At 59.9% G+C, this 23,798-nt stretch carries 20 protein-coding genes and 3 pseudogenes; 14 read left to right on the forward strand and 9 right to left on the reverse strand.

Going from position 1 to position 23,798, the window contains the following annotated elements; translation table 11 throughout:
• A pseudogene (locus GPL81_RS31250) lies at nucleotides 1-262 on the forward strand (hypothetical protein); the annotation flags it as partial.
• Between the two features lie 202 nt (nucleotides 263-464).
• Here the strand turns inward: GPL81_RS31250 and GPL81_RS21985 are convergent.
• Together GPL81_RS21985 and aptA are read right to left on the reverse strand one after the other, a co-directional pair.
• Complete coding sequence (locus GPL81_RS21985) at nucleotides 465-1,958, reverse strand: CoA-acylating methylmalonate-semialdehyde dehydrogenase (protein WP_160108423.1); 1,494 nt, start codon at nucleotides 1,956-1,958, stop codon at nucleotides 465-467.
• A gap of 63 nt (nucleotides 1,959-2,021) precedes the next feature.
• Complete coding sequence (aptA, locus tag GPL81_RS21990; protein ID WP_160108424.1) at nucleotides 2,022-3,371, reverse strand: omega-aminotransferase AptA; 1,350 nt, start codon at nucleotides 3,369-3,371, stop codon at nucleotides 2,022-2,024.
• A gap of 152 nt (nucleotides 3,372-3,523) precedes the next feature.
• Between aptA and GPL81_RS21995 the strand changes: the two genes are divergently transcribed.
• The 5 genes from GPL81_RS21995 to GPL81_RS22015 all read left to right on the forward strand — a co-directional run bounded on the left by GPL81_RS21995 (nucleotide 3,524) and on the right by GPL81_RS22015 (nucleotide 8,628).
• The gene (locus GPL81_RS21995; protein ID WP_096513554.1) at nucleotides 3,524-4,444 is read left to right on the forward strand and encodes a LysR family transcriptional regulator; all 921 of its coding nucleotides are present in this window, start codon (nucleotides 3,524-3,526) and stop codon (nucleotides 4,442-4,444) included.
• 97 nt (nucleotides 4,445-4,541) lie between these two features.
• The gene (locus tag GPL81_RS22000) at nucleotides 4,542-5,192 is read left to right on the forward strand and encodes a TetR/AcrR family transcriptional regulator (protein ID WP_160108425.1); all 651 of its coding nucleotides are present in this window, start codon (nucleotides 4,542-4,544) and stop codon (nucleotides 5,190-5,192) included.
• A 7-nt stretch (nucleotides 5,193-5,199) separates the two neighbouring features.
• Nucleotides 5,200-5,781 (forward strand): IMPACT family protein, encoded by a 582-nt coding sequence (locus GPL81_RS22005; RefSeq protein WP_160108426.1) that lies wholly within the window; start codon nucleotides 5,200-5,202, stop codon nucleotides 5,779-5,781.
• A gap of 518 nt (nucleotides 5,782-6,299) precedes the next feature.
• Nucleotides 6,300-6,998, forward strand: a complete 699-nt coding sequence (locus GPL81_RS22010) for an SDR family oxidoreductase (RefSeq protein ID WP_160108427.1) — start codon at nucleotides 6,300-6,302, stop codon at nucleotides 6,996-6,998.
• A 244-nt stretch (nucleotides 6,999-7,242) separates the two neighbouring features.
• Nucleotides 7,243-8,628: an 8-oxoguanine deaminase gene (locus GPL81_RS22015; RefSeq protein ID WP_160108428.1), complete on the forward strand. Its 1,386-nt coding sequence runs from the start codon at nucleotides 7,243-7,245 to the stop codon at nucleotides 8,626-8,628.
• On the opposite strand, the gene GPL81_RS22020 is transcribed toward GPL81_RS22015, so the two are convergent.
• Nucleotides 8,603-9,694 (reverse strand): calcium:cation antiporter, encoded by a 1,092-nt coding sequence (locus GPL81_RS22020; protein WP_160108429.1) that lies wholly within the window; start codon nucleotides 9,692-9,694, stop codon nucleotides 8,603-8,605. The genes GPL81_RS22015 and GPL81_RS22020 overlap by 26 nt on opposite strands.
• 187 nt (nucleotides 9,695-9,881) lie before the next feature.
• On the opposite strand from GPL81_RS22020, the gene GPL81_RS22025 reads away from it, so the two are divergent.
• The gene (locus tag GPL81_RS22025) at nucleotides 9,882-10,835 is read left to right on the forward strand and encodes an adenosine deaminase (protein ID WP_160108430.1); all 954 of its coding nucleotides are present in this window, start codon (nucleotides 9,882-9,884) and stop codon (nucleotides 10,833-10,835) included.
• A gap of 91 nt (nucleotides 10,836-10,926) precedes the next feature.
• On the opposite strand, the gene GPL81_RS22030 is transcribed toward GPL81_RS22025, so the two are convergent.
• Both GPL81_RS22030 and GPL81_RS22035 read right to left on the reverse strand, forming a co-directional pair.
• Entirely contained in the window at nucleotides 10,927-11,661 is a 735-nt protein-coding gene (locus GPL81_RS22030; protein WP_160108431.1) for an ArsR/SmtB family transcription factor, read from the reverse strand.
• A gap of 313 nt (nucleotides 11,662-11,974) precedes the next feature.
• Nucleotides 11,975-12,904: a LysR family transcriptional regulator gene (locus GPL81_RS22035; protein ID WP_160108432.1), complete on the reverse strand. Its 930-nt coding sequence runs from the start codon at nucleotides 12,902-12,904 to the stop codon at nucleotides 11,975-11,977.
• 123 nt (nucleotides 12,905-13,027) lie between these two features.
• On the opposite strand from GPL81_RS22035, the gene GPL81_RS22040 reads away from it, so the two are divergent.
• Complete coding sequence (locus GPL81_RS22040) at nucleotides 13,028-14,041, forward strand: zinc-binding alcohol dehydrogenase family protein (protein WP_160108433.1); 1,014 nt, start codon at nucleotides 13,028-13,030, stop codon at nucleotides 14,039-14,041.
• A gap of 214 nt (nucleotides 14,042-14,255) precedes the next feature.
• Nucleotides 14,256-14,429 (forward strand): hypothetical protein, encoded by a 174-nt coding sequence (locus GPL81_RS31130; RefSeq protein ID WP_178122620.1) that lies wholly within the window; start codon nucleotides 14,256-14,258, stop codon nucleotides 14,427-14,429.
• An 8-nt stretch (nucleotides 14,430-14,437) separates the two neighbouring features.
• Here the strand turns inward: GPL81_RS31130 and GPL81_RS22045 are convergent, their stop codons facing one another.
• Nucleotides 14,438-15,634 (reverse strand): multidrug effflux MFS transporter, encoded by a 1,197-nt coding sequence (locus tag GPL81_RS22045; protein WP_160108434.1) that lies wholly within the window; start codon nucleotides 15,632-15,634, stop codon nucleotides 14,438-14,440.
• Between the two features lie 93 nt (nucleotides 15,635-15,727).
• Complete coding sequence (locus tag GPL81_RS22050; RefSeq protein ID WP_096513565.1) at nucleotides 15,728-15,925, reverse strand: heavy-metal-associated domain-containing protein; 198 nt, start codon at nucleotides 15,923-15,925, stop codon at nucleotides 15,728-15,730.
• Nucleotides 15,926-16,086: 161 nt separating this feature from the next.
• On the opposite strand from GPL81_RS22050, the gene GPL81_RS22055 reads away from it, so the two are divergent.
• The 3 genes from GPL81_RS22055 to cueR all read left to right on the forward strand — a co-directional run bounded on the left by GPL81_RS22055 (nucleotide 16,087) and on the right by cueR (nucleotide 19,452).
• Complete coding sequence (locus GPL81_RS22055) at nucleotides 16,087-16,470, forward strand: hypothetical protein (protein WP_096513566.1); 384 nt, start codon at nucleotides 16,087-16,089, stop codon at nucleotides 16,468-16,470.
• 178 nt (nucleotides 16,471-16,648) lie between these two features.
• Entirely contained in the window at nucleotides 16,649-19,042 is a 2,394-nt protein-coding gene (locus tag GPL81_RS22060) for a heavy metal translocating P-type ATPase (RefSeq protein WP_160108435.1), read from the forward strand.
• Nucleotides 19,039-19,452 carry a Cu(I)-responsive transcriptional regulator gene (cueR, locus tag GPL81_RS22065; RefSeq protein ID WP_160108436.1) on the forward strand — a complete coding sequence of 138 codons (414 nt, stop codon included), beginning with the start codon at nucleotides 19,039-19,041 and terminating at the stop codon, nucleotides 19,450-19,452. The genes GPL81_RS22060 and cueR overlap by 4 nt, the downstream gene beginning before the upstream one ends.
• A 164-nt stretch (nucleotides 19,453-19,616) precedes the next feature.
• Here the strand turns inward: cueR and GPL81_RS22070 are convergent, their stop codons facing one another.
• Nucleotides 19,617-20,510, reverse strand: a complete 894-nt coding sequence (locus GPL81_RS22070) for a PA4780 family RIO1-like protein kinase (RefSeq protein ID WP_160108437.1) — start codon at nucleotides 20,508-20,510, stop codon at nucleotides 19,617-19,619.
• 453 nt (nucleotides 20,511-20,963) lie between these two features.
• Here GPL81_RS22070 and GPL81_RS32030 point away from each other — a divergent pair.
• Nucleotides 20,964-21,896, forward strand: a pseudogene (locus GPL81_RS32030) (cache domain-containing protein); the annotation flags it as partial.
• A gap of 261 nt (nucleotides 21,897-22,157) precedes the next feature.
• Nucleotides 22,158-22,754 (forward strand): annotated as a pseudogene (locus GPL81_RS32035) (methyl-accepting chemotaxis protein); the annotation flags it as partial.
• Between the two features lie 92 nt (nucleotides 22,755-22,846).
• On the opposite strand, the gene GPL81_RS22080 reads toward GPL81_RS32035, so the two are convergent.
• Nucleotides 22,847-23,638 carry an AraC family transcriptional regulator gene (locus tag GPL81_RS22080; RefSeq protein WP_160108439.1) on the reverse strand — a complete coding sequence of 264 codons (792 nt, stop codon included), beginning with the start codon at nucleotides 23,636-23,638 and terminating at the stop codon, nucleotides 22,847-22,849.
• Between the last annotated feature and the right edge of the window lie 160 nt (nucleotides 23,639-23,798).

Raw genomic sequence — 23,798 nt, forward strand, 5'->3', positions numbered from 1 at the left:
ACAACCCAAACCCCCAACCCCCCCCACGAATGACATGATCCAGTCGATACATGCCGTCTGGCTCAGCACTTTCGTCTCAACCGAGGCGCGCATTCTACAGCAGCCTCATTTGCTGTCAAGCGGTTATTTTCCGAAGTTTTCAAAGTTTCCTCTACAACTTCAACCACTTGCGCTGTCGATCTCTCGTCAGCGGGAGGCGAATTCTACAGCGTTACTCGCTGCTGTCAACACCTCTTTTTCAACTTCCTTTCGGCTTCGATGACCTGAAGCAACTTGCTGCCGAAATCTGCGTAACTCGTTGTTTACCAAGGAGTTTTCCGTTTCGACTGCGCCGGAAGTGGGGCGAATTATAGGCCTCCAGAATCTGCCGTCAACATCTATTTTCATAATTCTGTCATACAGGTCAAAAAAGCCCCGAAAACAAAAAGGCCGACCCAATGGGTCGGCCTTCTACACCCTACTAATTACAAGCTAGGGAACGCGAACTGCGAAGCTTCGTGGCTCGCGCGCTGCGGCCAGCGCTGAGTGATGGCCTTGCGGCGGGTGTAGAAACGTACACCATCCGGACCATAGGCATGCAGGTCGCCAAACAGCGAGCGCTTCCAGCCGCCAAAGCTGTGGTAAGCCACCGGCACCGGCAATGGCACGTTGACACCAACCATACCGACTTCGATTTCATCGCAGAACAACCGTGCCGCTTCCCCGTCACGGGTGAAGATGCAGGTGCCGTTGCCATACTCGTGATCGTTGATCAGTTGCATCGCCTCTTCCAGGCTGTTGACGCGAACGACGCATAGCACCGGCCCGAAGATCTCTTCTTTATAGATGCGCATCTCTGGCGTGACGTTGTCGAACAGGCACCCACCGAGGAAGAAGCCGTTTTCATGACCGGCCACGCTCAGACCGCGACCATCCACCACCAGTGTCGCCCCCGCCGCTACGCCGTCTTCGACATAACCGCTGACCTTGTCCCGCGCCTGACCGGTGACCAGAGGCCCCATGTCAAGACCGCAAGAAGTGCCAGCACCGATTTTCAGCGCCTTGATCTGCGGCGTCAGTTTGGCCACCAACGCATCGGCAACCTGATCACCCACGCACACTGCCACCGAGATCGCCATGCAACGCTCGCCGCAGGAACCGTAAGCAGCGCCCATCAGTGCGCTGACGGCGTTATCCAGATCCGCATCCGGCATCAGCACCGCGTGGTTCTTCGCCCCGCCCAGTGCCTGAACGCGTTTGCCACGCTTGGTACCTTCGGAATAGATGTACTCGGCAATCGGGGTCGAACCCACGAAGCTCAGCGCCTTGACTTCCGGCGCTTCGATCAGTGCGTCCACTGCAACCTTGTCACCGTGTACAACACTCAGCACGCCTTTAGGCAGACCGGCTTCCAGCAGTAATTGTGCGATCAGCAGCGTCGAGCTCGGGTCACGCTCGGATGGTTTGAGGATGAAGCAGTTACCGCAGACGATCGCCAGTGGGTACATCCACAGCGGCACCATCGCCGGGAAGTTGAACGGCGTGATACCCGCCACCACACCCAGCGGCTGGAAATCCGACCATGCATCGATATTCGGGCCAACGTTACGGCTGTATTCGCCCTTGAGGATTTCCGGTGCGGCACAGGCGAACTCGACGTTCTCGATACCGCGCTTCAATTCACCGGCAGCATCTTCCAGAGTCTTGCCGTGCTCTTCACTGATCAGTTGAGCGATACGCGCCTCGTTCTGCTCCAGCAGTTGCTTGAAGCGAAACATCACCTGAGCACGCTTGGCCGCAGGCGTGTTGCGCCAGGCCGGGAACGCGGCCTTGGCTGCGTCGATGGCTTGTTGAATGGTTTCGCGGCTGGCCAGTGGCAGCTTGTGGATCGCCTGGCCGGTGGACGGGTTGAACACGTCAGTGCTGCGACCGGTTTCGGTGACCAGTTCACCATTGATCAAATGCGGAATAACGCTCATGGAAGCTCCTGAAAAATTGTCCACAGGCACCCGTCAACGGGTACCGTTATATAGAAGGAAAAATCAGTCGATCTTGCTCAGCACTTCGCCGACCGCGTCGAACAGACGATCCAGGTCCTGCGGCTTGCTGTTGAAGGTTGGGCCGAACTGCAGGGTGTCGCCGCCGAAGCGCACGTAGAACCCCGCTTTCCACAGCGCCATGCCCGCTTCAAATGGACGCACGATAGCGTCGCCGTCACGCGGCGCGATCTGGATCGCACCGGCCAGGCCGAAGTTACGGATGTCGATGATGTTTTTAGTGCCCTTGAGGCCATGCAGTGCATTTTCGAAATGCGGTGCGACTTCGGCCACGCTCTGCACCAGGTTTTCCTTTTGCAGCAGGTCGAGTGCTGCCAGACCCGCGGCGCATGCCACTGGGTGGGCGGAATAGGTGTAGCCGTGGGGGAATTCCACGGCGTATTCAGGCGTCGCCTGGTTCATGAAGGTCTGGTAGATCTCGGAGCTGGCAATCACCGCGCCCATCGGGATCGCGCCGTTGGTGACTTGCTTGGCGATGCACATCAAGTCCGGGGTCACACCGAAGGTGGTGGCGCCGAACATGGTGCCGGTACGGCCGAAACCGGTGATCACTTCATCGAACACCAGCAGGATGTTGTGCTGGTCGCAGATCTCGCGCAGACGCTTGAGGTAACCCTGTGGAGGAACCAGGACACCAGCGGAACCGGCCAATGGCTCGACAAACACGGCTGCAATGTTAGAAGCATCGTGCAGTTCGATCAGCTTCAGCAGCTCATCGGCGAGGGCAATACCGCCCTGCTCCGGCATGCCGCGCGAGTAAGCATTGCTCGCCAACAGCGTGTGCGGCAGGTGATCGACGTCCATCATCGCCTGGCCGAACAGCTTGCGGTTGCCATTCACGCCACCGAGGCTGGTGCCGGCGATGTTCACGCCGTGATAGCCACGGGCACGACCGATCATCTTGGTCTTGGTCGACTGGCCTTTCAGGCGCCAATAGGCACGCACCATCTTCACGGCAGTGTCGGCGCACTCGGAGCCGGAGTCGGTGAAGAACACGTGGTTCAGGTTGCCTGGGGTCAGGTCGGTGATTTTTTCTGCCAGCTGGAACGACAGCGGGTGACCGTACTGGAAACCTGGCGAGTAATCGAGAGTCCCCAGTTGCTTGGCCACCGCTTCTTGAATTTCCTTGCGGGTGTGCCCGGCGCCACAGGTCCACAGACCCGACAGCGAGTCATAGACCTTACGGCCCTTGTCATCGATCAGCCAGCTGTCTTCGGCACCCACGATCAAGCGCGGATCGCGCTGGAAGTTGCGGTTGGCGGTGTAGGGCATCCAGTGCGCGTCGAGCTTGAGCTGGCTGGCCAGAGAAGTCGGGGCGTTTTCAGGCAAGTTCATGGGGAAAACCTCGCAAGGCAATAAGCGGCATAAGAATGTAAAACCGGCGATTGAAACCGTTGTTGCAGCTAAGTTGCCACGGGGATAAAGTCGGTGAAATCCAACTTTTCTAACCTTCAGTCAGCACCTGACTAAACTATTGAGTAAGAAACATGAGCAGCCGCCGCCCAGATCCATTGGCGCAAGTCAGCGACTTCGACATCCGCCTGTTGCGGATCTTTCGTAGCGTGGTCGAATGCGGTGGTTTTTCCGCAGCCGAAAGCGTACTCGGCATTGGCCGGTCGGCGATTAGCCAACAGATGAGCGATCTGGAGCAGCGCCTCGGCCTGCGCCTGTGCCAACGTGGCCGCGCCGGTTTTTCTCTGACCGAAGAAGGCCGAGAGGTTTATCAATCGGCGCTGCAGTTATTGAGTGCGCTGGAAAGCTTCCGTACCGAAGTCAATGGTCTGCACCAGCACTTGCGCGGCGAACTGACCATCGGATTGACCGATAACTTGGTCACCCTGCCCCACATGCGCATTACCCATGCCCTGGCGCAATTGAAGGAGCGCGGGCCGGACGTGCAGATCCAGATCCGCATGATCGCGCCCAACGAAGTGGAGCAAGGCGTGCTCGACGGTCGCTTGCACGTCGGCGTAGTACCGCAGGCAAGTGCACTGTCCGGTCTGGAATATCAACCACTCTACAGTGAACGTTCACTGCTGTATTGCGCGGTTGGCCACCCCCTTTTTTATGTCGATGACAAGCAACTGGATGATGGGCGCCTCAACAGCCAGGACGCCATTGCACCGACCTTCCGCCTACCGGCGGAAATCCAGGCCCACTACCAGGTACTCAATTGCACCGCCAGCGCGTCGGACCGCGAAGGCATGGCATTCCTGATCCTGACCGGGCGCTACATCGGTTATCTACCGGATCATTACGCCAGCCTTTGGGTGCAACAGGGTCGATTACGTGCGCTGAAACCCAAAGCGCGCTTCTATGATTTGAGCCTCGCCTCGGTTACGCGCAAGGGACGAAGACCTCATTTGGTGCTGGAAAGCTTTCTGGAAAGCCTGGCGGCGACACGTTGAACGCCATTCCTGGAATTATCACCTCGGGACTTGTCTGTAGCTTGTGGGTGCGCTATCAACGCTCTGGCCGCACTCACCCACCTTTTCGGAAGCGCCCATGACCTTTGAAGTCCCAGCTCACGGCAGCAAGCCTGCCAGCCGCATTCGTCAGAAGAACGAAGAGACCATCATCAAAGCTGCCGAAGACGAGTTCGCCCGTCACGGGTTCAAAGGCACCAGCATGAACACCATCGCCCTGAATGCCGGGTTGCCAAAAGCAAACCTGCATTACTACTTCGCCAATAAACTGGGTTTGTACGTAGCGGTGTTGAGCAACATCCTCCAGTTGTGGGACAGCACCTTCAACACCTTGACCACCGAGGACGATCCGGCCGAAGCCTTGACCCGCTATATCCGCGCCAAAATGGAGTTTTCCCGACGCCAGCCGCAAGCCTCACGCATCTTCGCCATGGAGGTCATCAGCGGTGGCGAATGCCTGACCGAGTATTTCAACCAGGACTACCGCACCTGGTTCCAGGGCCGGGCCGCGGTGTTTCAAGCGTGGATCGACGCAGGCAAAATGGACCCGGTCGATCCGGTCAACCTGATCTTCCTGCTGTGGGGCAGCACCCAGCATTACGCCGACTTCGCCACGCAGATCTGCCGTGTCAGCGGACGCAGCAAGCTGACCAAACAGGACATGGAAGATGCCGGCAACAACCTGATCCGCATCATTCTCAAGGGCTGCGGCCTGACGCCAACCATTTAAGACACTTATGCCTTTTACCCTCAGCGGCTTTTGCGAATACCGCGAAGAGATTCGAAAAAGTCGCTTCATTACTTACGCCGCGCCGATCAGCAGCCCCGCTGAAGCCCAGGCATTCATCGAGCAATACAGCGACCTGAATGCCACTCACAATTGCTGGGCGTGGAAGCTGGGCGATCAGTACCGTAGCACCGATGACGGCGAGCCGGGCGGCACCGCTGGCCGGCCGATTCTGGCGGCGATCGACGCACAGGATTGCGATCAGGTCGCGGTGCTGGTGATTCGCTGGTATGGCGGCATCCAACTGGGCACCGGCGGACTCGCCCGAGCCTATGGCGGCGGCGCCAACAAATGCCTGCAGGCAGCGCCGAAGATCGAGTTGATCAGTCGGGTACCGCTACGTTGTGCCTGCGCGTTTGGCGAGCTTGCGTTGGTGAAACTGCGGGTCGTGGAACTTGGGGGGTTGGTGGTCGAGGAAACCTTTACCGCCAATGGTGTGGAATTGCAGTTGGCAGTCGGTGCCGGGCAGATCGATGTGCTGCAAAGACAACTCGCCGATTTGAGCCGCGGGCGCATTCTATTGCAGCGTTGAGCTGCAACCTTTTGGGGCGATGCAGCTTGCGATGCACCCGACAGTTGCCCACAACTGCTGTGTACCCGGCTGTGGATAACCTGAGCACACTCGGCTGTAACCCTTCTGTCATGCGGCTTTGCGGGCTTTGTTCACTTTTCGTCCAATATGCCATCACAAAACCAAAATTCATGTAAAAACATATACTTAGGATGGTATATCACCTTTAGAAGATAGCCGCCCCGCGCTTATGCCCGTCCCCTGCGCTTGCGCACAAATACTGTGGAGCAATCTGTGGATAACCCGTTCATTCCTGTCGCGGCCCCATGTCGGACATGGCTCTCGTCCAACTGCTTGTTTTTTGATCAACTCATGCAGGGCAAAAGTGTAGCCTGATCAGAGGCTTTGCCCCGAAGTGGTGCCAGTCCCGTTTCGAATCGCCAACAATGGACTCGACGCAACGTATTGGACGTTGCAGCATAAACTCGGCCAATGATGTCCACTGACTCCCTGCCCCTCATTTATCAAGGAAGCTACTCATGTCTACGGCAAAAACCGCACTCGTCATCGGCGCCTCCCGCGGGTTGGGCCTCGGGCTGGTGAAAACCCTGCTGGCCGACGGCTGGCAAGTCACCGCCACCGTGCGCAATCCGCAAAATGCCGATGCCTTGCAGGCCTTGGTCAAGGTGCGGATCGAGAAACTCGACATGGACGATCAGCAGGCGGTGATCGCCTTGAGCCAGCGACTCAAGGGCGAAGTGTTCGATCTGCTCTTCGTGAATGCCGGGGTCAAGGGGCCGGATGTGCAGACGCCAGGTGGCGCGACGCTGGCCGAAGTCGGTCAGCTGTTTTTCACCAATGCCGTGGCGCCCATCAACCTGGCCCAGCGCTTCGTCGGCCAGATTCGCCCGGACACCGGTGTGTTGGCATTCATGAGTTCGGTGCTCGGCAGCGTGACCATGCCCGACGCCCCGGAACTGGCACTGTACAAGGCCAGCAAAGCCGCACTGAACTCCATGACCAACAGCTTCGTCACGCAGTTCAACGAACAATCGGGCGAGCAAAAAATCACCGTGCTGTCGCTGCATCCGGGCTGGGTGAAAACCGACATGGGCGGTGAAGGCGCCGATATCGATGTGGACACCAGTACGCGCGGGTTGGTCGATCAGGTGAATGCGTATGTCGGCAAGGGTGGGCATCATTTTGTGAATTACCGGGGTGAAACCATTCCCTGGTAACCACATTCCCCTGTAGGAGCTGGCTTGCCAGCGAAGGTGTGTCAGTCGACATCGACGTAGCTGATACACCATCGCTGGCAAGCCAGCTCCTACAAGGGTTTGCGTCGCCTGGTCGGGCAGGACTTGCCCGCATCGCACTTTTGTTCGACACTTCGCACCTCGCCTCCCCGGCGACCCTGGATCAGCAGACAGGGCAACACTGAGCTGGCAACCCTGAACCCAACTTTCAGAGGAGCCGGCCAACATGCCTGCGACCCGTACCTGGTTAAAAAATCCCCTCGCCATTTTCACGGCCAACGGTCTCGATGCCCGTGGCGGTCTGGTGCTGCAAGACGGTGTGATCGTCGAAGTGCTCGGCGCCGGTCAGCAACCGTCCGCACCCTGTGGACAAGTCTTCGATGCCCGCGAGCATGTGATCCTGCCGGGGCTGATCAACACCCATCATCACTTCTATCAAACCCTCACCCGCGCCTGGGCACCGGTGGTCAACCAGCCGTTATTTCCTTGGCTGAAAACCCTGTATCCGGTCTGGGCACGACTTACCCCGGAAAAACTCGCCCTGGCCAGCAAGGTCGCGCTGGCCGAGCTGCTGCTGTCCGGTTGCACCACGGCAGCCGACCACCATTATCTGTTTCCCCAAGGTCTGGAAAATGCCATCGACGTGCAAGTCGAGAGCGTTCGCGAACTGGGCATGCGCGCCATGTTGACTCGCGGTTCGATGAGTCTCGGTGAAAAGGACGGTGGGCTGCCACCGCAGCAAACCGTGCAGGAAGGCCAGGTGATCCTCGACGACAGTCAGCGTCTGATCGCCGAGTTCCATGAACGCGGTGACGGCGCGCAAATCCAGATCGCCCTGGCGCCCTGCTCGCCGTTCTCGGTGACCCCCGAAATCATGTCCGCCAGCGCCGAGTTGGCGAACAAGCTCGATGTGCGCCTGCATACCCACCTGGCGGAAACCCTCGACGAAGAAGACTTCTGCCTGCAACGCTTCGGTCTGCGCACCGTGGATTACCTGGACAGCGTCGGCTGGCTCGGCCCACGCACCTGGCTGGCTCACGGCATCCATTTCAATCCGGATGAAATCACCCGCCTCGGCGCCGCCGGTACCGGCATCTGCCATTGCCCGAGTTCGAACATGCGCCTGGCTTCCGGTATCTGCCCGAGCATCGAATTGACCGACGCCGGTGCGCCGTTGGGCCTGGGCGTTGACGGATCAGCCTCCAACGACGCATCGAACATGATCCTCGAAGCGCGTCAGGCACTGTATATCCAGCGGCTGCGCTACGGCGCCGAGAAAATCACCCCGGAACGAGTGTTGGGCTGGGCCACCAAGGGTTCGGCGCAGTTGCTTGGTCGCAGCGACATCGGTGAACTGGCAGTGGGCAAGCAGGCTGACCTGGCACTGTTCAAGCTCGATGAGCTGCGTTTTTCCGGCAGCCATGACCCGGTGTCCGCGCTGCTGCTGTGCGGCGCGGACCGGGCGGACCGGGTGATGGTCGGTGGCAAGTGGCGGGTGGTTGACGGGCAGGTCGAAGGGCTGGACCTGAAGGGGTTGATTGCCGATCACAGCCAGGCGGCTCGACAGCTAATTGCCGGCGAAGCTTTTAAAGCCCCAGCAACGACAACATGATGAAGGTCGCAAACAGCACAAAGTGAGTCATCCCTTCGATGGCATTGGTTTCGCCATCGTTGAGGTTGATCGCGCTGACAATCAACGTGATGAAGACCATAACCGTCTGCACCGGGGTCATGGCCATCTGGAATGGCTGGCCAGTGTAGAGTGCCATCGCCTCCATCACCGGCACCGTCAGAATCACCGTCGACAGCGATGCACCCAAGGCGATGTTGACCACCGATTGCATGCGGTTGGCCAGCGCCGCGCGCAAAGCGGTCAGAATCTCCGGCGCTGCAGAGATCGCCGCGACCAGGATCGCCGTGATCACCGGCGGTGCACCCGTTCCTTCAAGGCCCAGATCCAGGGTCTTGGACATCACTTCAGCCAATGCGCCAATCACCACCACGCCGAACACCAGAATGCCGATGGACAGCGTCAGGCTGATCGGTGCCGGTTCCACGTCCTGCGGTTCTTTCTTGCGGCGCTTGTCGGGATAGCTGTAGCTGAAAAAGTAACTGTGTGGCCCGACCTGCATGCGCAGGAACAAGGCATAAAGCACCACCATCGCACCAATGGTGAACGCCGAATAAAGCTTCCAGTTGGATTCCGGAATGAACTCGGGCACCACCATCGACACACCCATGGCAGTGAGGATCATCACACTGTAGCTGCGTGCCGAGTCATCGTTGTAGGACTGCTCGCCATGCTTGAGCCCGCCCATCAACGCCGCCAGGCCGAGGATGCCGTTGATGTCGAGCATCACCGCCGAATAGATCGTGTCGCGTACCAGGGTCGCGGAGGCCTCGTTGCTCATCATGATCGCCAGGATCACCACTTCCACCAACACTGCGGCCAGGGTCAGGATCATCGTGCCGTAAGGATCACCGACCTTTTCCGCCAGCAGTTCGGCCTGATGGGCGACGCGCATCGAGGCGGCGACGATAAACGCGATCAGCACCAGCCCGGCGATCAGTGCAACGCCTTGGCCACTGTGCAGCAGCCAGTGTTCCAGCGGGAAAGCAACGATGGCGGCAATAAGGGCCAGCAGCAGAAAGGTTTCTTGCTTGAGGATCGTGAGCATGGCGCACCTTTTGCCATGGAGAACCGGATAAGCGACTGACTACGGCACGGCGCTAACGTTTCGTTACACCTTAGCGCACCGGTCAATACATCCGGCCCGGTGCAATGAACCTTTCGGTCAGGTTTTGCCAATTGTTTCTGCAAGCACCTGTAGAATGCCCGTCATCTGCACCTGATGAGAAACGAATATGTACGATTGGCTGAACGCCCTGCCCAAGGCAGAATTGCACTTGCATCTGGAGGGTTCGCTGGAGCCCGAGTTGCTGTTCGCCCTCGCCGAGCGCAACAAGATCGCCCTGCCGTGGAGCGATGTCGACACCCTGCGCAAGGCTTACGCCTTCAATAACCTGCAAGAGTTCCTCGACCTGTATTACCAGGGCGCCGACGTGCTGCGTACCTCTCAGGATTTCTACGACCTGACCTGGGCCTACCTGTTGCGCTGCAAAGAACAGAACGTGATTCACACCGAACCGTTCTTTGACCCGCAGACCCACACCGATCGTGGCGTCCCGTTCGAAGTGGTGCTGAACGGCATCGCCGCGGCACTGAAGGACGGTGAGCAGCAACTGGGCATCACCAGTGGTTTGATCCTGAGCTTCCTGCGCCACTTGAGCGAAGAACAGGCACAGAAGACCCTCGACCAGGCGCTGCCGTTCCGGGATGCGTTTGTCGCGGTCGGCCTCGACAGCTCCGAAATGGGTCACCCGCCGAGCAAGTTCCAGCGGGTGTTCGATCGTGCGCGCGGCGAAGGTTTCCTGACCGTCGCCCACGCCGGTGAAGAAGGCCCGCCCGAGTACATCTGGGAAGCCCTCGACCTGCTGAAAATCCAGCGCATCGACCATGGCGTACGCGCCATCGAAGACGAGCGCTTGATGCAGCGCATCATCGATGAGCAGATCCCGCTCACCGTGTGCCCGCTGTCCAACACCAAACTCTGCGTGTTCGATCACATGTCGCAGCACAACATTCTCGACATGCTCGAGCGTGGCGTGAAAGTGACGGTGAACTCCGATGACCCGGCGTACTTCGGCGGCTACGTCACCGAAAACTTCCAGGCGCTGCACACTCATCTGGGCATGACCCAGGATCAGGCCCGGCGCCTGGCGCAGAACAGTCTGGATGCGCGGTTGGTAAAACCGTAAGCCCCTTGTAGGAGCTGGCTTGCCAGCGAAGAGGCCATCACATTCAACATCAATATTGAATGTAAGTCCGCTTTCGCTGACAAGCCAACGCCTACAGCGCCATTTCCAGCTCGGTTTCCCTGGCGAACCGGTGAATTTCACGCTGCCCCGCAACGGTCACCTGCAAGGCCCGCGAATCGTTGGGCAGGCACAACCAGCCGGACTGCATGAACAACTGCAACAACGCCGCTCCCAGCGACCCGCCCATGTGCGGGCGTCTTTCACTCCAGTCGGGACACGCGCACGCAGACTTGCCATTGCGATGGGCCAGCGCCTGGATGAAGACCCCACGCGTCGCCAAGGCGTTGGCACCCTTGAGCGTTATCGTGACCCGTTGATCGAACTGTTCAATCCAGCCCGCTTCCAGCAAACGCTGATACAGGTCGGCAGCCAGGGTACCGCCAAGATGATCGTCGCAAAGCCGCGCGCGCAACAAAGACGAGCGCCTGGCCTGAGGTTTGGCGAGGGGTGTAGTGTGCTTGAAGATATCCGGAATTTCCCGGGGCGTGCTGGCCAGCGTAGCGCTTGCCAGGGCTTCGATCGCGGCACCGACTTCGGGGGTGCTCAAACGGAAAAAGCGCTTGCGTCCCCGGGTTTCGACTTTCAATAAACCTCCCGCGGACAGACGCCCCAAATGGGCGCTGGCCGACGACGGCGACAGGCCGGCCAACAGGGCCAGCTCTTCGGCCTGGCGCGCCGATCCGTCCATCAAGGCCCACATCATTGCGCTGCGCTTTGGGTCAGCCAGTAAGGTGGCTATCTGGCTGATGCAAGGTGCATGTTCCATGAATTCACTCCCTGTTGAATCGTTCGTCTACTGCTCTGAGACATCTTGACCAGTCATGCGCCGTCGGCCAAGACGTGGAAATCGCCATACACCGGACAAAGTCATCGCTAACGTGAGCCAACACCGCACAAAGGTCGCCGGGGTCCGGCGATGGAGCGGTGGACAAGGCTGAATCCAGCGTGGCTTCGCGCTTGCGAATGACGGTGCGGATATGAGGCGATCGCTAGTATAGGCGGGTTGATCCTCGGTTCCTGCCCTACGCAAACCGCTGGTGGTGATAGTTCCTGAGGGAAATTTCGCTTTTTTCCTGCGACTAATGAGCGATTCTCGAGAACCCCGGAAAATGACTGCTCAACCGGGCGCATCGACTGGCAAGCATTTCCCGCAACAGGTTCACCGGCTTACTCAATTGTGCGCGATGGGCGCACAACAGATTCAGTGGTGCGCGCTCACAAAGCAGTTCTGGCATCAGCACTTTCAATCGACCGGCAAGCACATCGGCAGCCACATCGAGCCAGGACTTGTAGGCAATACCGGCTCCCGCCACGGCCCACAGCCGCACGACATCGGCATCGTCGCTGAAACGATCACCACTGACCGTCAGGCCGACCTCGCGTTTACCGTCGTGAAAACTCCAGTGGTCGTGGACCCGGCTGCCGAGCATGAACAGCAGGCAATTGTGTTGAGCCAATTGTTCCAGTTGCCGTGGCTCGTCGTGCCGGGCCAAATAGCTCGGCGCCGCACAGAGCACGCGGCGGTTGTGCGGGGCGATGGGCAGAGCCACGAGGCTGGAGTCTTCGGGTTCGCCGTAGCGCAGGGCGATGTCCACCGGATGGCGGAACAGATCGGCGATACGGTCGCCCAGCAACAAACGCACGGTGAGCTTGGGGTGCTCGCGTTGAAACTCGTCGAGCCAGGGCAGCAATAAGTTACGACCGAAGTCCGACGGCGCCGACAATTGCAACACACCGCTGACTTGATCCTGGCTGCTGGCCAATAAACGCCGGCCCTCGTCGAGATTGCTCAAAGCCGCCCGGGCATACTCAAGAAAGCCTTCGCCCTCGGCGGTCAGGCGCAGGCTGCGGGTCGAACGGGCGAGCAAACGGGCGCCCAAGTGCTGTTCGATGCGTTTCAATGCCGCACTGGCCACCGCCGCCGACATGTCCATGCCCCGTGCGGCTGCCGACAGACTGCCCAGGTCTGCCGCCCGAACGAACAGCTGCAAGTCATCGAAACGCAGCATTCAAGGCCCCTATTATCAAAAAAATATTGAAAGAGACTGCTCTTTTAGCGGGTTTTATCCTCTGGAGAAATAGCCAATCATCTGCTCCATCGATTCTTTCTTTAAGTAACGTCCGGAGCCCCTATGAAAGCCATTGCCTATTACGCGTCTCTGCCGATCAGCGACGAAAAATCCCTGCAAGACATCGAGCTACCGGAGCCGGTCGCCGGGCCACGGGACTTGCTGGTGGAGGTCAAGGCCATTTCGGTCAACCCGGTGGACACCAAGGTCCGCCAGAACGTGCAGCCTGAAGCTGGCGCCGCAAAGGTGCTGGGTTGGGATGTGGCCGGTATCGTCAAGGCGGTCGGCAGTGACGTGACCCTGTTCAAGGCCGGCGACAAGGTGTTCTACGCCGGGTCCATCGCCCGCGCCGGTGGTAACAGTGAACTGCACGTGGTGGATGAGCGGATCGTTGGCCATATGCCGAAAACCCTCGGTTTCGCCGAAGCCGCCGCCCTGCCATTGACCGCCATTACCGCGTGGGAATTGCTCTTCGAACGCCTGCAAGTGCGAGAAGGCAGCGTTGATGAAGGCCAGAGCCTGCTGATCGTCGGTGCCGCCGGTGGCGTCGGTTCGATCCTGACGCAGCTGGCGAAACAGCTCACCGGGCTGAACGTCATCGGCACCGCTTCGCGTCCACAGACCCATAGCTGGGTGAAAGAGCTCGGCGCCGATCAGGTAATCGATCACAGCCAGCCGCTGAGCGAAGAACTCAAGCGTGCAGGCATCCATCAGGTGACCCACGTCGCCAGCCTGACCCAGACCGATCATCACCTGGATCAATTGGTCGAGGCGCTGGCACCACAGGGCAAACTCGCGCTGATCGATGACCCTAAATCCCTGGACGTGACCAAGCTCAAGCGCAAGAGCCTGTCGCTGCATTGGGAGTTCATGTACACCCGCTCGCTATTTGAAACCGCGGACATGATCGAACAGCACAAGCTGCTCAATCGCGTGGCAGAGCTGATCGATGCCGGCACCTTGAAGACCACGGTCGGCGAGCACTTCGGCAGCATCAACGCGAACAATCTGCGTCGTGCCCATGCGCTGCTGGAAAGCGGAAAATCCAAGGGCAAGATCGTGCTGGAAGGGTTTTAAACCTGTAGGAGCCGGCTTGCTGGCGATGGGGCCCTTGCATGGTTTTCAAGGACGCCATCGCTGGCAAACCAGCGCCTGCAGATTTGTGTGTTTAATAAACTGTGGATGATCTTATGCCGTCAGTCCGACAGTTGACCCTTGTCACAATGGTGATCGTATTCAGGACTACAATCGAAATCTCTGCGAGACAATCTTTTACATGAGGAGGTCAGTAATGAAGATCCTGATAAAAGAATTGGCAAAATCCCAGTGGCAGGTCCGCCTGGACCAACATGCTGTAACGTTCCGCAGCGAAGCCGAAGCCCGAGCTTTCACCAATACCCTTCAAACGCGACTGCAAGCTCCTCATCAGATTCCCGACCGCCAACAACGTGCTGCCGTTGGCTGAGCCCGTCCTCAGACCTGGGCTTGCGCTAGTGCCCGGGCATTTTGCAACCGCCGGGTGAGCATCGCCACGCTCACCACCAGAACTCCGCACAAGCTGATGACCATGGCCATCGGCATGGCGCTGCCATCGTGCAAAACACCCACCAGCGCGGCGGCGCCGGCGGCCACGCTGAATTGCAGGCAACCGAGCATCGCCGAAGCACTGCCCGCCCGTGCACCTTGGCCATTCATCGCGCATGCCGAAGCGTTGGGAAGGATGCAGCCAAGGCTGGCGATGCAGATGAACAACGGCACCAGCAACGGCCACAGTTGCGCGGTGTGCAAGGCACTGACGGCAAGCAGAGTCAGACCCGCGCCGAGGTAAACCCACACGGCGCGCGCCAACAGGAATGCAGGTCCGCGCTTGGCCAGTAACCGCGCGTTGACCTGGGCCACCAGAATGAAACCCGCCGCATTGGCACCGAAGAACCAGCCAAAATGTTCGGCCGGGATGCCATAGAGTTTGATGATGACGAATGGTGACCCGGCGATGTAGGAAAACATCCCGGCGATGGCGATGCCACCGGTCAGCGCATGGCCGAGGTACACCGGATCCTTCAACAGCCGTCCGTACTGACGCAACGCCCCGGTCAAAGGTTGGCGCGGCAGATGGGCGGGCATGCTTTCCGGCAAACCGAAGGCAACGGCCAATCCCGCCAATGCACTGAAACCGGTCAACGCCAAGAAAATCGACTGCCAACCGGTGGTGTTGACCAGCAACCCGCCCAGCATCGGCGCGAGAATCGGTGCCAGTCCCATCACCAGCATCAATTGCGAAAAGACCTTGGCCGAACCCACCGCATCGCATTTATCGCTGACCACGGCCCGCGAGATCACCATCCCTGCGCAACCGCCCAACGCCTGGATGAACCGCGCGCCGATCAGCCATTCCAGGTTCGGTGCATAGGCGCACGCCAATGAGGCCGCCGTAAACAGCCCGACCCCGGTCAACAACGGGATGCGGCGCCCGAAACGATCCGCCACCGGACCGTAAGCCAACTGACCAATGGACAAACCGAGAAAATACGCCGCCAATGTCAGCTGAACATGCTTTTCGTCCGTGCCGAAGGCCAATGCCATGGCAGGGAACGCCGGCAAATAGAAATCGATCGCCAGCGGACCGAAAGCGCTCAAGGCGCCAAGAATGAGAATGGTACGGAAGTTCATCAGGCATCCAGTTGGACAGAAGTCGGCAGCCCGACAGTCTAGCCGCGCATGGACGCCTTGAACATTCCGATAGCTCGCTAACTATTAAAAAGATCAGGCCAGCTTCACGCCGTAACCTTCTTCGCTGATCAGCGCGATCACCTGATCGGCGCTCAATGCAGACTCCACGCCGACTTCTTTCGCCGCCAGATCGACACGCACGCTGGCCGCCGGATCCTTGGCCTGGACGGCTTGAGTGATGGCCCTGACGCAATGACCGCAAGACATGCCTTCAACATTGAACACTTGCATGGGGACGACTCCTTTAATGAAGCTTTCGAGTGAGATTGCCCCCAGTGTCGAGCTTGCCACCATGGCAAGGTCAAGTTCTGAAGTGTTCTGCCGGGCTGGCAATCGGCCGCGTGCTCGGCCAAGCTGCGTCCATCAATGACTCGACTTCGGGAGATTCAGCCATGCGCTGGTCAGCTTTCAGCCTGTTTGGCTTCCTCAGCCTTTTCGCCGCCCTGCCTGCGGCCCATGCCGCCGGGGAGGACTATGGCGTGTTGATCATTTCACGCGAGCGGCTGGAAGTGGCAACGAGCTGCGAGATCGGCGTGTACATCCATGATCAGTTGTCGGCGCGGTTGTTCCAGGAGCAAAGCACTTCGTTCAACCTGCCACCGGGTAACGTGTCCTTGCGTCTCAAACTGCTGCCGGGCCAGGCGCCGGGTTGCAATCCGGGCATGCTGGCACCGGGTTCGCAGAACATCACGCTGCGGGCCGGGGAAGTGCAAAAGTACCGGATAGCGATGACGCAGGAAGGGATGTACCTCAAGCGCGCGGGCCTCGGTTACTGATCACATCGCCCTGTAGGAGCAAAGCTTGCTCGCGATAGCGGTATGCCAGTTGGATTGATATTGGCTGCCCCACCGCTATCGCGAGCAAGCTTTGCTCCTACAAGAGTCGGATTGGCGCTTGACCTTGCCAACATGGCAAGGTTGATCCTGTAGACATCTTCTACAGGGAGCGTGCCCCATGTCCGAATCCACCACTTTCGATCTGCCGATTGCCGGCATGACCTGCGCCAGTTGCGCCGGGCGTGTCGAGCGTGCCTTGAGCAAAGTCATCGGCGCCAGCGCCGTCAGTGTCAACCTGGCCACCGAGCAGGCGCGGGTTCAAGCGCCAATGGGCAGTCTGCCGGCCTTGATGGAGGCCGTGGAAAACGCCGGTTACAGCGTGCCGCAGCAGAGTCTGGAATTGAGCATCGACGGCATGACCTGCGCGTCCTGCGTCGGCCGCGTCGAACGGGCACTGAATAAAGTGCCGGGGGTAAAGAGCGTCAGCGTGAACCTGGCCAACGAACGCGCCCATCTTGAACTGCTCGGGCATGTCGATACGCAAACGCTGATCGCCGCCGTGACCAAGGCCGGTTACACCGCCAGTGTCCGGGAAGCCGAACATCCGCCAACCGATAACCAACAGACCCGCCTGCACCGCGAACGCTGGGCCTTGATCGCGGCCATCATCCTCGCCTCGCCGCTGGTGCTGCCAATGCTGCTGCAACCGTTCGGCGTGCATTGGATGCTCCCGGCCTGGGCGCAATTCGCGTTGGCCACGCCGGTGCAATTCATCTTCGGTGCGCGGTTTTACGTTGCGGCCTGGAAAGCCGTGCGTGCCGGTGCCGGCAACATGGACTTGCTGGTCGCCTTGGGCACCAGCGCCGGGTATGGCTTGAGTGTCTACGAATGGGCCACCGCCGACGGGCGCATGCCGCACCTGTATTTCGAAGCCTCGGCGGTGGTGATCGCCCTGGTGCTGCTGGGCAAATACCTTGAAAGTCGCGCCAAGCGCCAGACCGCCAGCGCCATACGTGCCCTCGAGGCGCTGCGCCCGGAGCGGGCGATTCAGGTGATAAACGGACGTGAGCAGGACGTCGCGATCAGCGCCCTGCGTCTCAATGATCTGGTGCTGGTCAAACCCGGCGAACGCTTTCCGGTGGACGGTGAAGTGGTCGACGGCCAGAGCCATGCCGACGAAGCATTGATCAGCGGCGAAAGCCTGCCCGTGCCCAAGCAACCTGGCGATCACGTCACAGGCGGAGCGATCAATGGTGAAGGTCGATTGCTGGTCCGCACTCAGGCACTCGGCGCGGAAACCGTACTGGCTCGGATTATTCGCCTGGTTGAAGACGCTCAGGCGGCCAAGGCACCCATTCAGAAGCTGGTGGATAAAGTCAGCCAGGTATTCGTGCCGGTGGTTCTGTTGCTGGCCCTGGCCACCTTGATCGGCTGGTGGTTATACGGCGCGCCCCTGGAAACCGCGCTGATCAATGCCGTCGCGGTCCTGGTGATCGCATGCCCATGCGCGCTGGGGTTGGCCACACCGACGGCGATCATGGCCGGCACCGGGGTGGCGGCGCGCTACGGGATTCTGATCAAGGACGCCGAAGCGCTGGAACGTGCCCATGAAGTCAGTTCGGTGGTGTTCGACAAGACCGGCACCCTCACCTCGGGCACCCCACGCATCGCCCACTTGAGTGCCGTCGACGGTGACGAAGCCAGCCTGTTGCAAATGGCCGGTGCCCTGCAACGCGGCAGTGAGCATCCGCTGGCCAACGCGGTGCTGGACGAATGCGCGCAACGCGGCCTGGCCGTGGCCGATGTCAGCGACAGCCAGTCCCTGACCGGTCGCGGCATAGCCGGTAGCCTCGATGGTCGACGGTTAGCCTTGGGCAATCGGCGTCTACTGGAGGAAAGCGGTTTGAGCGCGGGTGATTTGGCCAGCGTGGCCATCGCGTGGGAGACCGAAGGGCGGACTTTGTCCTGGCTGCTCGAGCAAAGCCCCGCACTGCGAGTACTGGGTTTGTTCGCTTTCGGTGACACGTTGAAGCCCGGCGCGCTGCAAGCCGTACAACAACTGAGTACACGCCATATCAGCAGTCATTTGTTGACCGGCGACAATCGTGGCAGCGCCAAAGTGGTGGCCGATGCGCTGGGCATTACCAACGTGCACGCTGAAGTGCTGCCTGCGGACAAAGCCGCCGAGGTCGCGGCCCTGAAGAAAACCGGTGTGGTGGCGATGGTCGGTGACGGGATCAATGATGCGCCGGCACTGGCCGCCGCCGACATCGGCATCGCCATGGGCGGCGGCACCGACGTGGCCATGCACGCTGCCGGGATTACCCTGATGCGCGGCGATCCGCGCCTGGTGCCGGCAGCGCTGGAGATCAGCCGCAAGACCTACGCGAAGATCCGGCAAAACCTGTTCTGGGCCTTCGTCTATAACCTGATCGGCATTCCCCTGGCGGCCTTCGGCTTTCTCAACCCGGTGCTGGCCGGCGCGGCCATGGCGTTGTCGAGCGTCAGCGTGGTGAGCAATGCGCTACTGTTGAAAACCTGGAAACCCAAGGATCTGGAGGACAACCGATGAACATCGGCCAAGCAGCCCGCCACAGCGGCCTGAGCGCGAAGATGATCCGTTATTACGAGTCGATCGGCCTGCTCCAGGCGGCTCATCGCACTGACAGCGGTTACCGGGTGTATGGCGATGACGACCTGCACACCCTGGCCTTCATCAAGCGTTCCCGGGACCTGGGGTTTTCCCTGGAAGAGGTCGGCAAACTGCTGACCCTCTGGCAAGACCGCCAGCGTGCCAGCGCCGATGTGAAAGCCTTGGCCCGTCAGCACATTGACGAGCTGAACCAGAAGATCCGCGAATTGGGTCAGCTGCGCGATACGTTGCAGGATCTGGTGGAGCATTGCCAGGGCGATCACCGGCCTGATTGTCCGATTCTCAAGGAGCTGGAGTCGGGGTGTTGTGCTGAACCGGTGCGTGCCTGATTGAAAAACTATCCCTTGTGGGAGCGAGCCTGCTCGCGATGAGGCCAGCACATTTAACATCTCTATTTACTGACACACCGCTTTCGCGAGCAGGCTCGCTCCTACAGGGTGCAGGTGTCGGGCACAAAAAAACCGGCCGAAGCCGGTTTTTTTCGTTCAACCGATCACTGCATCCACGGCGGAGGCGGCTCTTCGGTTTTGCCCGGTGGCGCATCGTCTGCGGCGCGGGCCGCTTGCTTGCGCTCTTCATCCAGGCGCGCGGCCTCGATTTCGCGCATGATGCCGCCGACATCGGCCAACTCTTCCGGTTCGTCGAATTCGCCGGTCAGCATACTGCCCGGGTGCAACGTACCGGCCTCGTACAAGGCCCACATTTCCTTGGCATACCGGGTCTTTTTCAACTCCGGCGCAAAACGCCCGAAGTAGGACGCCATGTTGCCCACGTCCCGCTCCAGCATGCTGAATGCGTGGTTATTACCCGCCGCATCCACCGCTTGCGGCAAGTCGATGATCACCGGGCCGGTCGGGGTCAGCAGGACGTTGAACTCGGACAGGTCGCCGTGCACCAGGCCGGTGCACAACATCAGCACGATCTGCGAAATCAGGTACGCGTGATACTCGCGCGCCTGATCCGGCTCCAGGACCACGTCGTTCAGACGCGGCGCGGCATCCCCGTACTCATCGGCCACCAACTCCATCAGCAGCACGCCTTCGAGGAAGTCATACGGCTTGGGCACTCGCACACCGGCATTGGCCAGGCGAAACAGCGCCGCCACTTCGGCGTTCTGCCAGGCGTCTTCGGTTTCCTTGCGGCCAAACTTGGAACCCTTGGCCATGGCCCGGGCCTGACGGCTGTTGCGTACCTTACGGCCTTCCTGATACTCGGCCGCCTGACGAAAACTGCGTTTGTTCGCCTCCTTGTAGACCTTCGCGCAACGTAACTGGTTACCGCAGCGCACCACATAAACAGCTGCTTCTTTACCACTCATGAGTGGGCGCAGCACTTCGTCGACCAGACCGTCCTCGATCAGGGGTTCAATGCGTTTTGGAGTCTTCATCAGCTTTTATTGTGGGTCCTTTATTACCAAACACGCGAAAGTCATTCGTTATACGGCAATCCATCCATTCGGGGGAGGGGGTGCCGACGTACCGCTCGCAGGATTTTTCACATCAACCCTCAATTTCCGGAGACAACAGCCGAAGCCCTGAGTGACAAACTGATTTGTCCGACAATCGTTTCCATAACAATAACGATGCCGCACTCACGGATCCGGGTTGATCAAGAACGTTTACGGCTGCCAATAAACCGCGAGTCATCTGCACTGCGTGGGCCTACAAGAAAATCTGGAGCGCGGATGAACATCAAACAGAAGTTGACCTGGGCGTTTGCAATCATCGCCTGCCTGCCCGTGGTGCTGGTCGCCACCCTCGTAGTGCTGAACCTGCGCAGTGATGCCAAGGACGAATTCGTCGACAACAGCGGTCGCGAAATCCGTCAGGTCAGCAACGCCATGCAACTGTTCTTCGACGGCATCAGCCAGAACGTCGAATACCTGGCCAGGCAATCGGTCATCAAGAATTCCGATGACAGCCTCAAGACTTACATGGACGCCAACGCCGCCAGCATTCCCCAGGGCGAGATGGACAAGAAAGTCTTCGCCTTCCTGCAGGAGCTGGGCAACGCCCATCCTTCCTACGCCTACGCCATCCTCGGCACCGCCGCCGGCGGTTACGTGTCGTGGCCGGACGATGCCAAGCTGGCCAACTACGACCCGCGTCAGCGCCCGTGGTACAAGGCAGCCCAGGCCAAACCAGGCAAGCCGTTCCGTACCGAGGCCTATTACTGGGCCGAAAACGATACGTCCTACGTCAGCACCGTACGCACCATCGACAACAAGCTGGGCACCAACGGCGGTGTGGTCAGCATCGACGTGTCGCTCAAGCAGCTCACCGAACTGGTCAAGCAGATCAAGCTCGGCGAAACCGGCTACCTGATGCTGCTGGAAAACTCCGGCACCGTTCTGGTCGATCCAAAACAACCGGAGCACAACTTCAAGGCCCTGGGCAGCCTCGGCGAGGGTTATGCGCAACTGGCCAAGGCCGGCAAAGGCATGGTCGAAGTTGAACTCAATGGCGAGCGCTACATGGCCAATGTCTGGCCATCGGAGCAGTTGGGCTGGACCTTTATCGGCCTGATCAAGCAGAGCGATGTGATGAGCACCGCGACCCAACTGACCTGGTTGATCGCGATCATCGCCGCCGTACTGGCAGTGGTCTTCGCCATCGTCGGCGCCAGTTTCGCCAGCGTCATCGTGCGTCCGATCCGCAGCGTGGCCGATGGCCTGGAAGGCATTGCCCAAGGTGAAGGCGACCTGACCAAGAACCTGCAAATCCGTGGCAGCGACGAAACCGCGCAACTGGCCAACTGGTTCAACCAATTCCTGGCCGCGATTCGCAACCTGATCCAGAACATCGGCGGCGCCGCGAGCAAGATCCTGGCCACGTCCAAAAGCTCGACCCAGGTCTCCAGCGACATGGCGGAAGCCGCCGGGCGCCAGCGTGAAGCGGTGGACATGGTGTCTACGGCGTTCCACGAAATGGTCGCTACCGCCAATGAAGTGGCGCGCTCTTGCAGCCAGGCCGCCGAGTCTGCCGACAGCGGCCAGCGTCAGGCCCGCGAAGGCCAGCAACAGATCGATGCCGCCGTGAGCAGCGTGGATCGCCTGAGCCAGGAAATCGAACAGTCCGCCCAGTCGATGCAACAACTGGAGCGCGACAGCAATGACATTCAGTCGATCCTCGGCACCATTCGCTCGATCGCCGAACAGACCAACCTGTTGGCGCTGAACGCCGCCATCGAAGCGGCGCGGGCCGGTGAGCAAGGTCGTGGTTTTGCGGTGGTGGCGGATGAAGTTCGGGCGCTGGCCAAGCGTACGGCCGACTCCACGGCGGAAATCGACGGGCTGCTGGGCAACCTGGCCAAACGCACCAGCCAGGTGACGCAGCAAATGCATGCCAGCCTGGAAGTATCGCAGCAGTCGGTGACGCGCATCGGCGAAGCGCGCAGCAGCTTCGGGCAGATTCGCGAGTCGGTGGACGTGATCCGCGACATGAACACCCAGATCGCCACGGCAGCGGAACAACAGCACCAGGTGGCCGAAGACATCAACCGGCACATCAGCCAGATCCACGGCGATGCGCAACTGGTGGCCGAACTGGCGAACTCGGCACGCCTGGACTCCCAGAGCCTGGCCGGATTGTCGAATGAGCTGGATGGGTTGGTGCGTCGCTTCCGCACCTGATCGGCGACCGCGTCACGGCCCATCGCTGGCAAGCCAGCTCCCACAGGGTCCGCATTGTCCTTGTGGGAGCTGGCTTGCCAGCGATGGGGCCGTCACTGCCGAAACAACTCTCCCGGGGTAAACCCGAACAGGCCTTTGAACGCCGCAATAAACGCCGACGTCGAGTCATACCCGCAGGCCAGCGCGGCATTGGTCACGCTGTCCCCCTCTTCCAGCAAACTCAGCGACGACAGCAACCGCATGCGCTGGCGCCAGCCGCGAAAGCTCAACCCGGTTTCGCGCTGAAACAGGCGCATCAGGGTTTTTTCCGACGAGCCCAAACGCTCTGCCCACTCTTGCAAGGTCACATTGCGCTCTGGATTTTCGATCAGCTCGTTGCACAACCCCAGCAACCGTTCATGGCGGGGTAACGGCAGGGAGAACCCGACTTCCGGCAACGCAGCCAGTTGATCCAGTAACACACTCACCAGTCGTGCTTCCGGGCTATCGCCCTGTGGATACTCCACGGGCAGCAGGCAAAAACTCTTGATCAGCTCCCGGGCCAGCGGCGTCACTTCCAGCACCCGGCAGCGCCCGTCCGCCCACTGGCAGTCCTCGCGACGCACATACAGACTGCGCATCTCGGCGCGCATTGACGTCACCACCTGGTGCTCAAGATCCGCCGGAATCCAGATGCCCCACTGCGGCGGCGCGAAGAAACTGCCTTCGGCGGTGTGCACGCCAAGAACGCCGCTGATGGCGTAGGAAAACTGCACCCAATCGTGCCGATGGGACGGCGTCCACGAACCGGCGTTGAGGCTCTCCACCCGCGCATACAGAGGGCGCGGTAGTACGGTGAGGGGCGGGATGCTACGTTCGAGTGACACTTGTCCGTTGGTCGGCATTGACGGGCCTTGTGTTGCGGGACGGCTGATGAAGCGACGCTAAGCCATGTCACAAATCTATTCAACACCGACAATCCCTGTAGGAGCTGGCTTGCCAGCGAAGAGGACAACACATTCGATATCTCTATTGGCTGACACTCCGCTATCGCTGGCAAGCCAG

Source organism: Pseudomonas izuensis, assembly GCF_009861505.1.
GTDB classification, from domain to species: domain Bacteria; phylum Pseudomonadota; class Gammaproteobacteria; order Pseudomonadales; family Pseudomonadaceae; genus Aquipseudomonas; species Aquipseudomonas izuensis.

Bases quoted from the DNA above. Each gene is read 5' to 3' on its own strand.
- GPL81_RS22000 (WP_160108425.1), top strand. From the start codon at position 4,542: ATGACCTTTGAAGTCCCAGCTCACGGCAGCAAGCCTGCCAGCCGCATT.
- aptA (WP_160108424.1), bottom strand. From the start codon at position 3,371: ATGAACTTGCCTGAAAACGCCCCGACTTCTCTGGCCAGCCAGCTCAAG.
- GPL81_RS22010 (WP_160108427.1), top strand. From the start codon at position 6,300: ATGTCTACGGCAAAAACCGCACTCGTCATCGGCGCCTCCCGCGGGTTG.
- GPL81_RS22015 (WP_160108428.1), top strand. From the start codon at position 7,243: ATGCCTGCGACCCGTACCTGGTTAAAAAATCCCCTCGCCATTTTCACG.
- GPL81_RS21995 (WP_096513554.1), top strand. From the start codon at position 3,524: ATGAGCAGCCGCCGCCCAGATCCATTGGCGCAAGTCAGCGACTTCGAC.
- GPL81_RS22070 (WP_160108437.1), bottom strand. From the start codon at position 20,510: ATGAAGACTCCAAAACGCATTGAACCCCTGATCGAGGACGGTCTGGTC.
- GPL81_RS22020 (WP_160108429.1), bottom strand. From the start codon at position 9,694: ATGCTCACGATCCTCAAGCAAGAAACCTTTCTGCTGCTGGCCCTTATT.
- GPL81_RS22080 (WP_160108439.1), bottom strand. From the start codon at position 23,638: ATGCCGACCAACGGACAAGTGTCACTCGAACGTAGCATCCCGCCCCTC.
- GPL81_RS22030 (WP_160108431.1), bottom strand. From the start codon at position 11,661: ATGGAACATGCACCTTGCATCAGCCAGATAGCCACCTTACTGGCTGAC.
- GPL81_RS22040 (WP_160108433.1), top strand. From the start codon at position 13,028: ATGAAAGCCATTGCCTATTACGCGTCTCTGCCGATCAGCGACGAAAAA.
- GPL81_RS22055 (WP_096513566.1), top strand. From the start codon at position 16,087: ATGCGCTGGTCAGCTTTCAGCCTGTTTGGCTTCCTCAGCCTTTTCGCC.
- cueR (WP_160108436.1), top strand. From the start codon at position 19,039: ATGAACATCGGCCAAGCAGCCCGCCACAGCGGCCTGAGCGCGAAGATG.
- GPL81_RS22035 (WP_160108432.1), bottom strand. From the start codon at position 12,904: ATGCTGCGTTTCGATGACTTGCAGCTGTTCGTTCGGGCGGCAGACCTG.
- GPL81_RS22050 (WP_096513565.1), bottom strand. From the start codon at position 15,925: ATGCAAGTGTTCAATGTTGAAGGCATGTCTTGCGGTCATTGCGTCAGG.
- GPL81_RS22060 (WP_160108435.1), top strand. From the start codon at position 16,649: ATGTCCGAATCCACCACTTTCGATCTGCCGATTGCCGGCATGACCTGC.
- GPL81_RS22025 (WP_160108430.1), top strand. From the start codon at position 9,882: ATGTACGATTGGCTGAACGCCCTGCCCAAGGCAGAATTGCACTTGCAT.
- GPL81_RS22045 (WP_160108434.1), bottom strand. From the start codon at position 15,634: ATGAACTTCCGTACCATTCTCATTCTTGGCGCCTTGAGCGCTTTCGGT.
- GPL81_RS21985 (WP_160108423.1), bottom strand. From the start codon at position 1,958: ATGAGCGTTATTCCGCATTTGATCAATGGTGAACTGGTCACCGAAACC.
- GPL81_RS22005 (WP_160108426.1), top strand. From the start codon at position 5,200: ATGCCTTTTACCCTCAGCGGCTTTTGCGAATACCGCGAAGAGATTCGA.
- GPL81_RS31130 (WP_178122620.1), top strand. From the start codon at position 14,256: ATGAAGATCCTGATAAAAGAATTGGCAAAATCCCAGTGGCAGGTCCGC.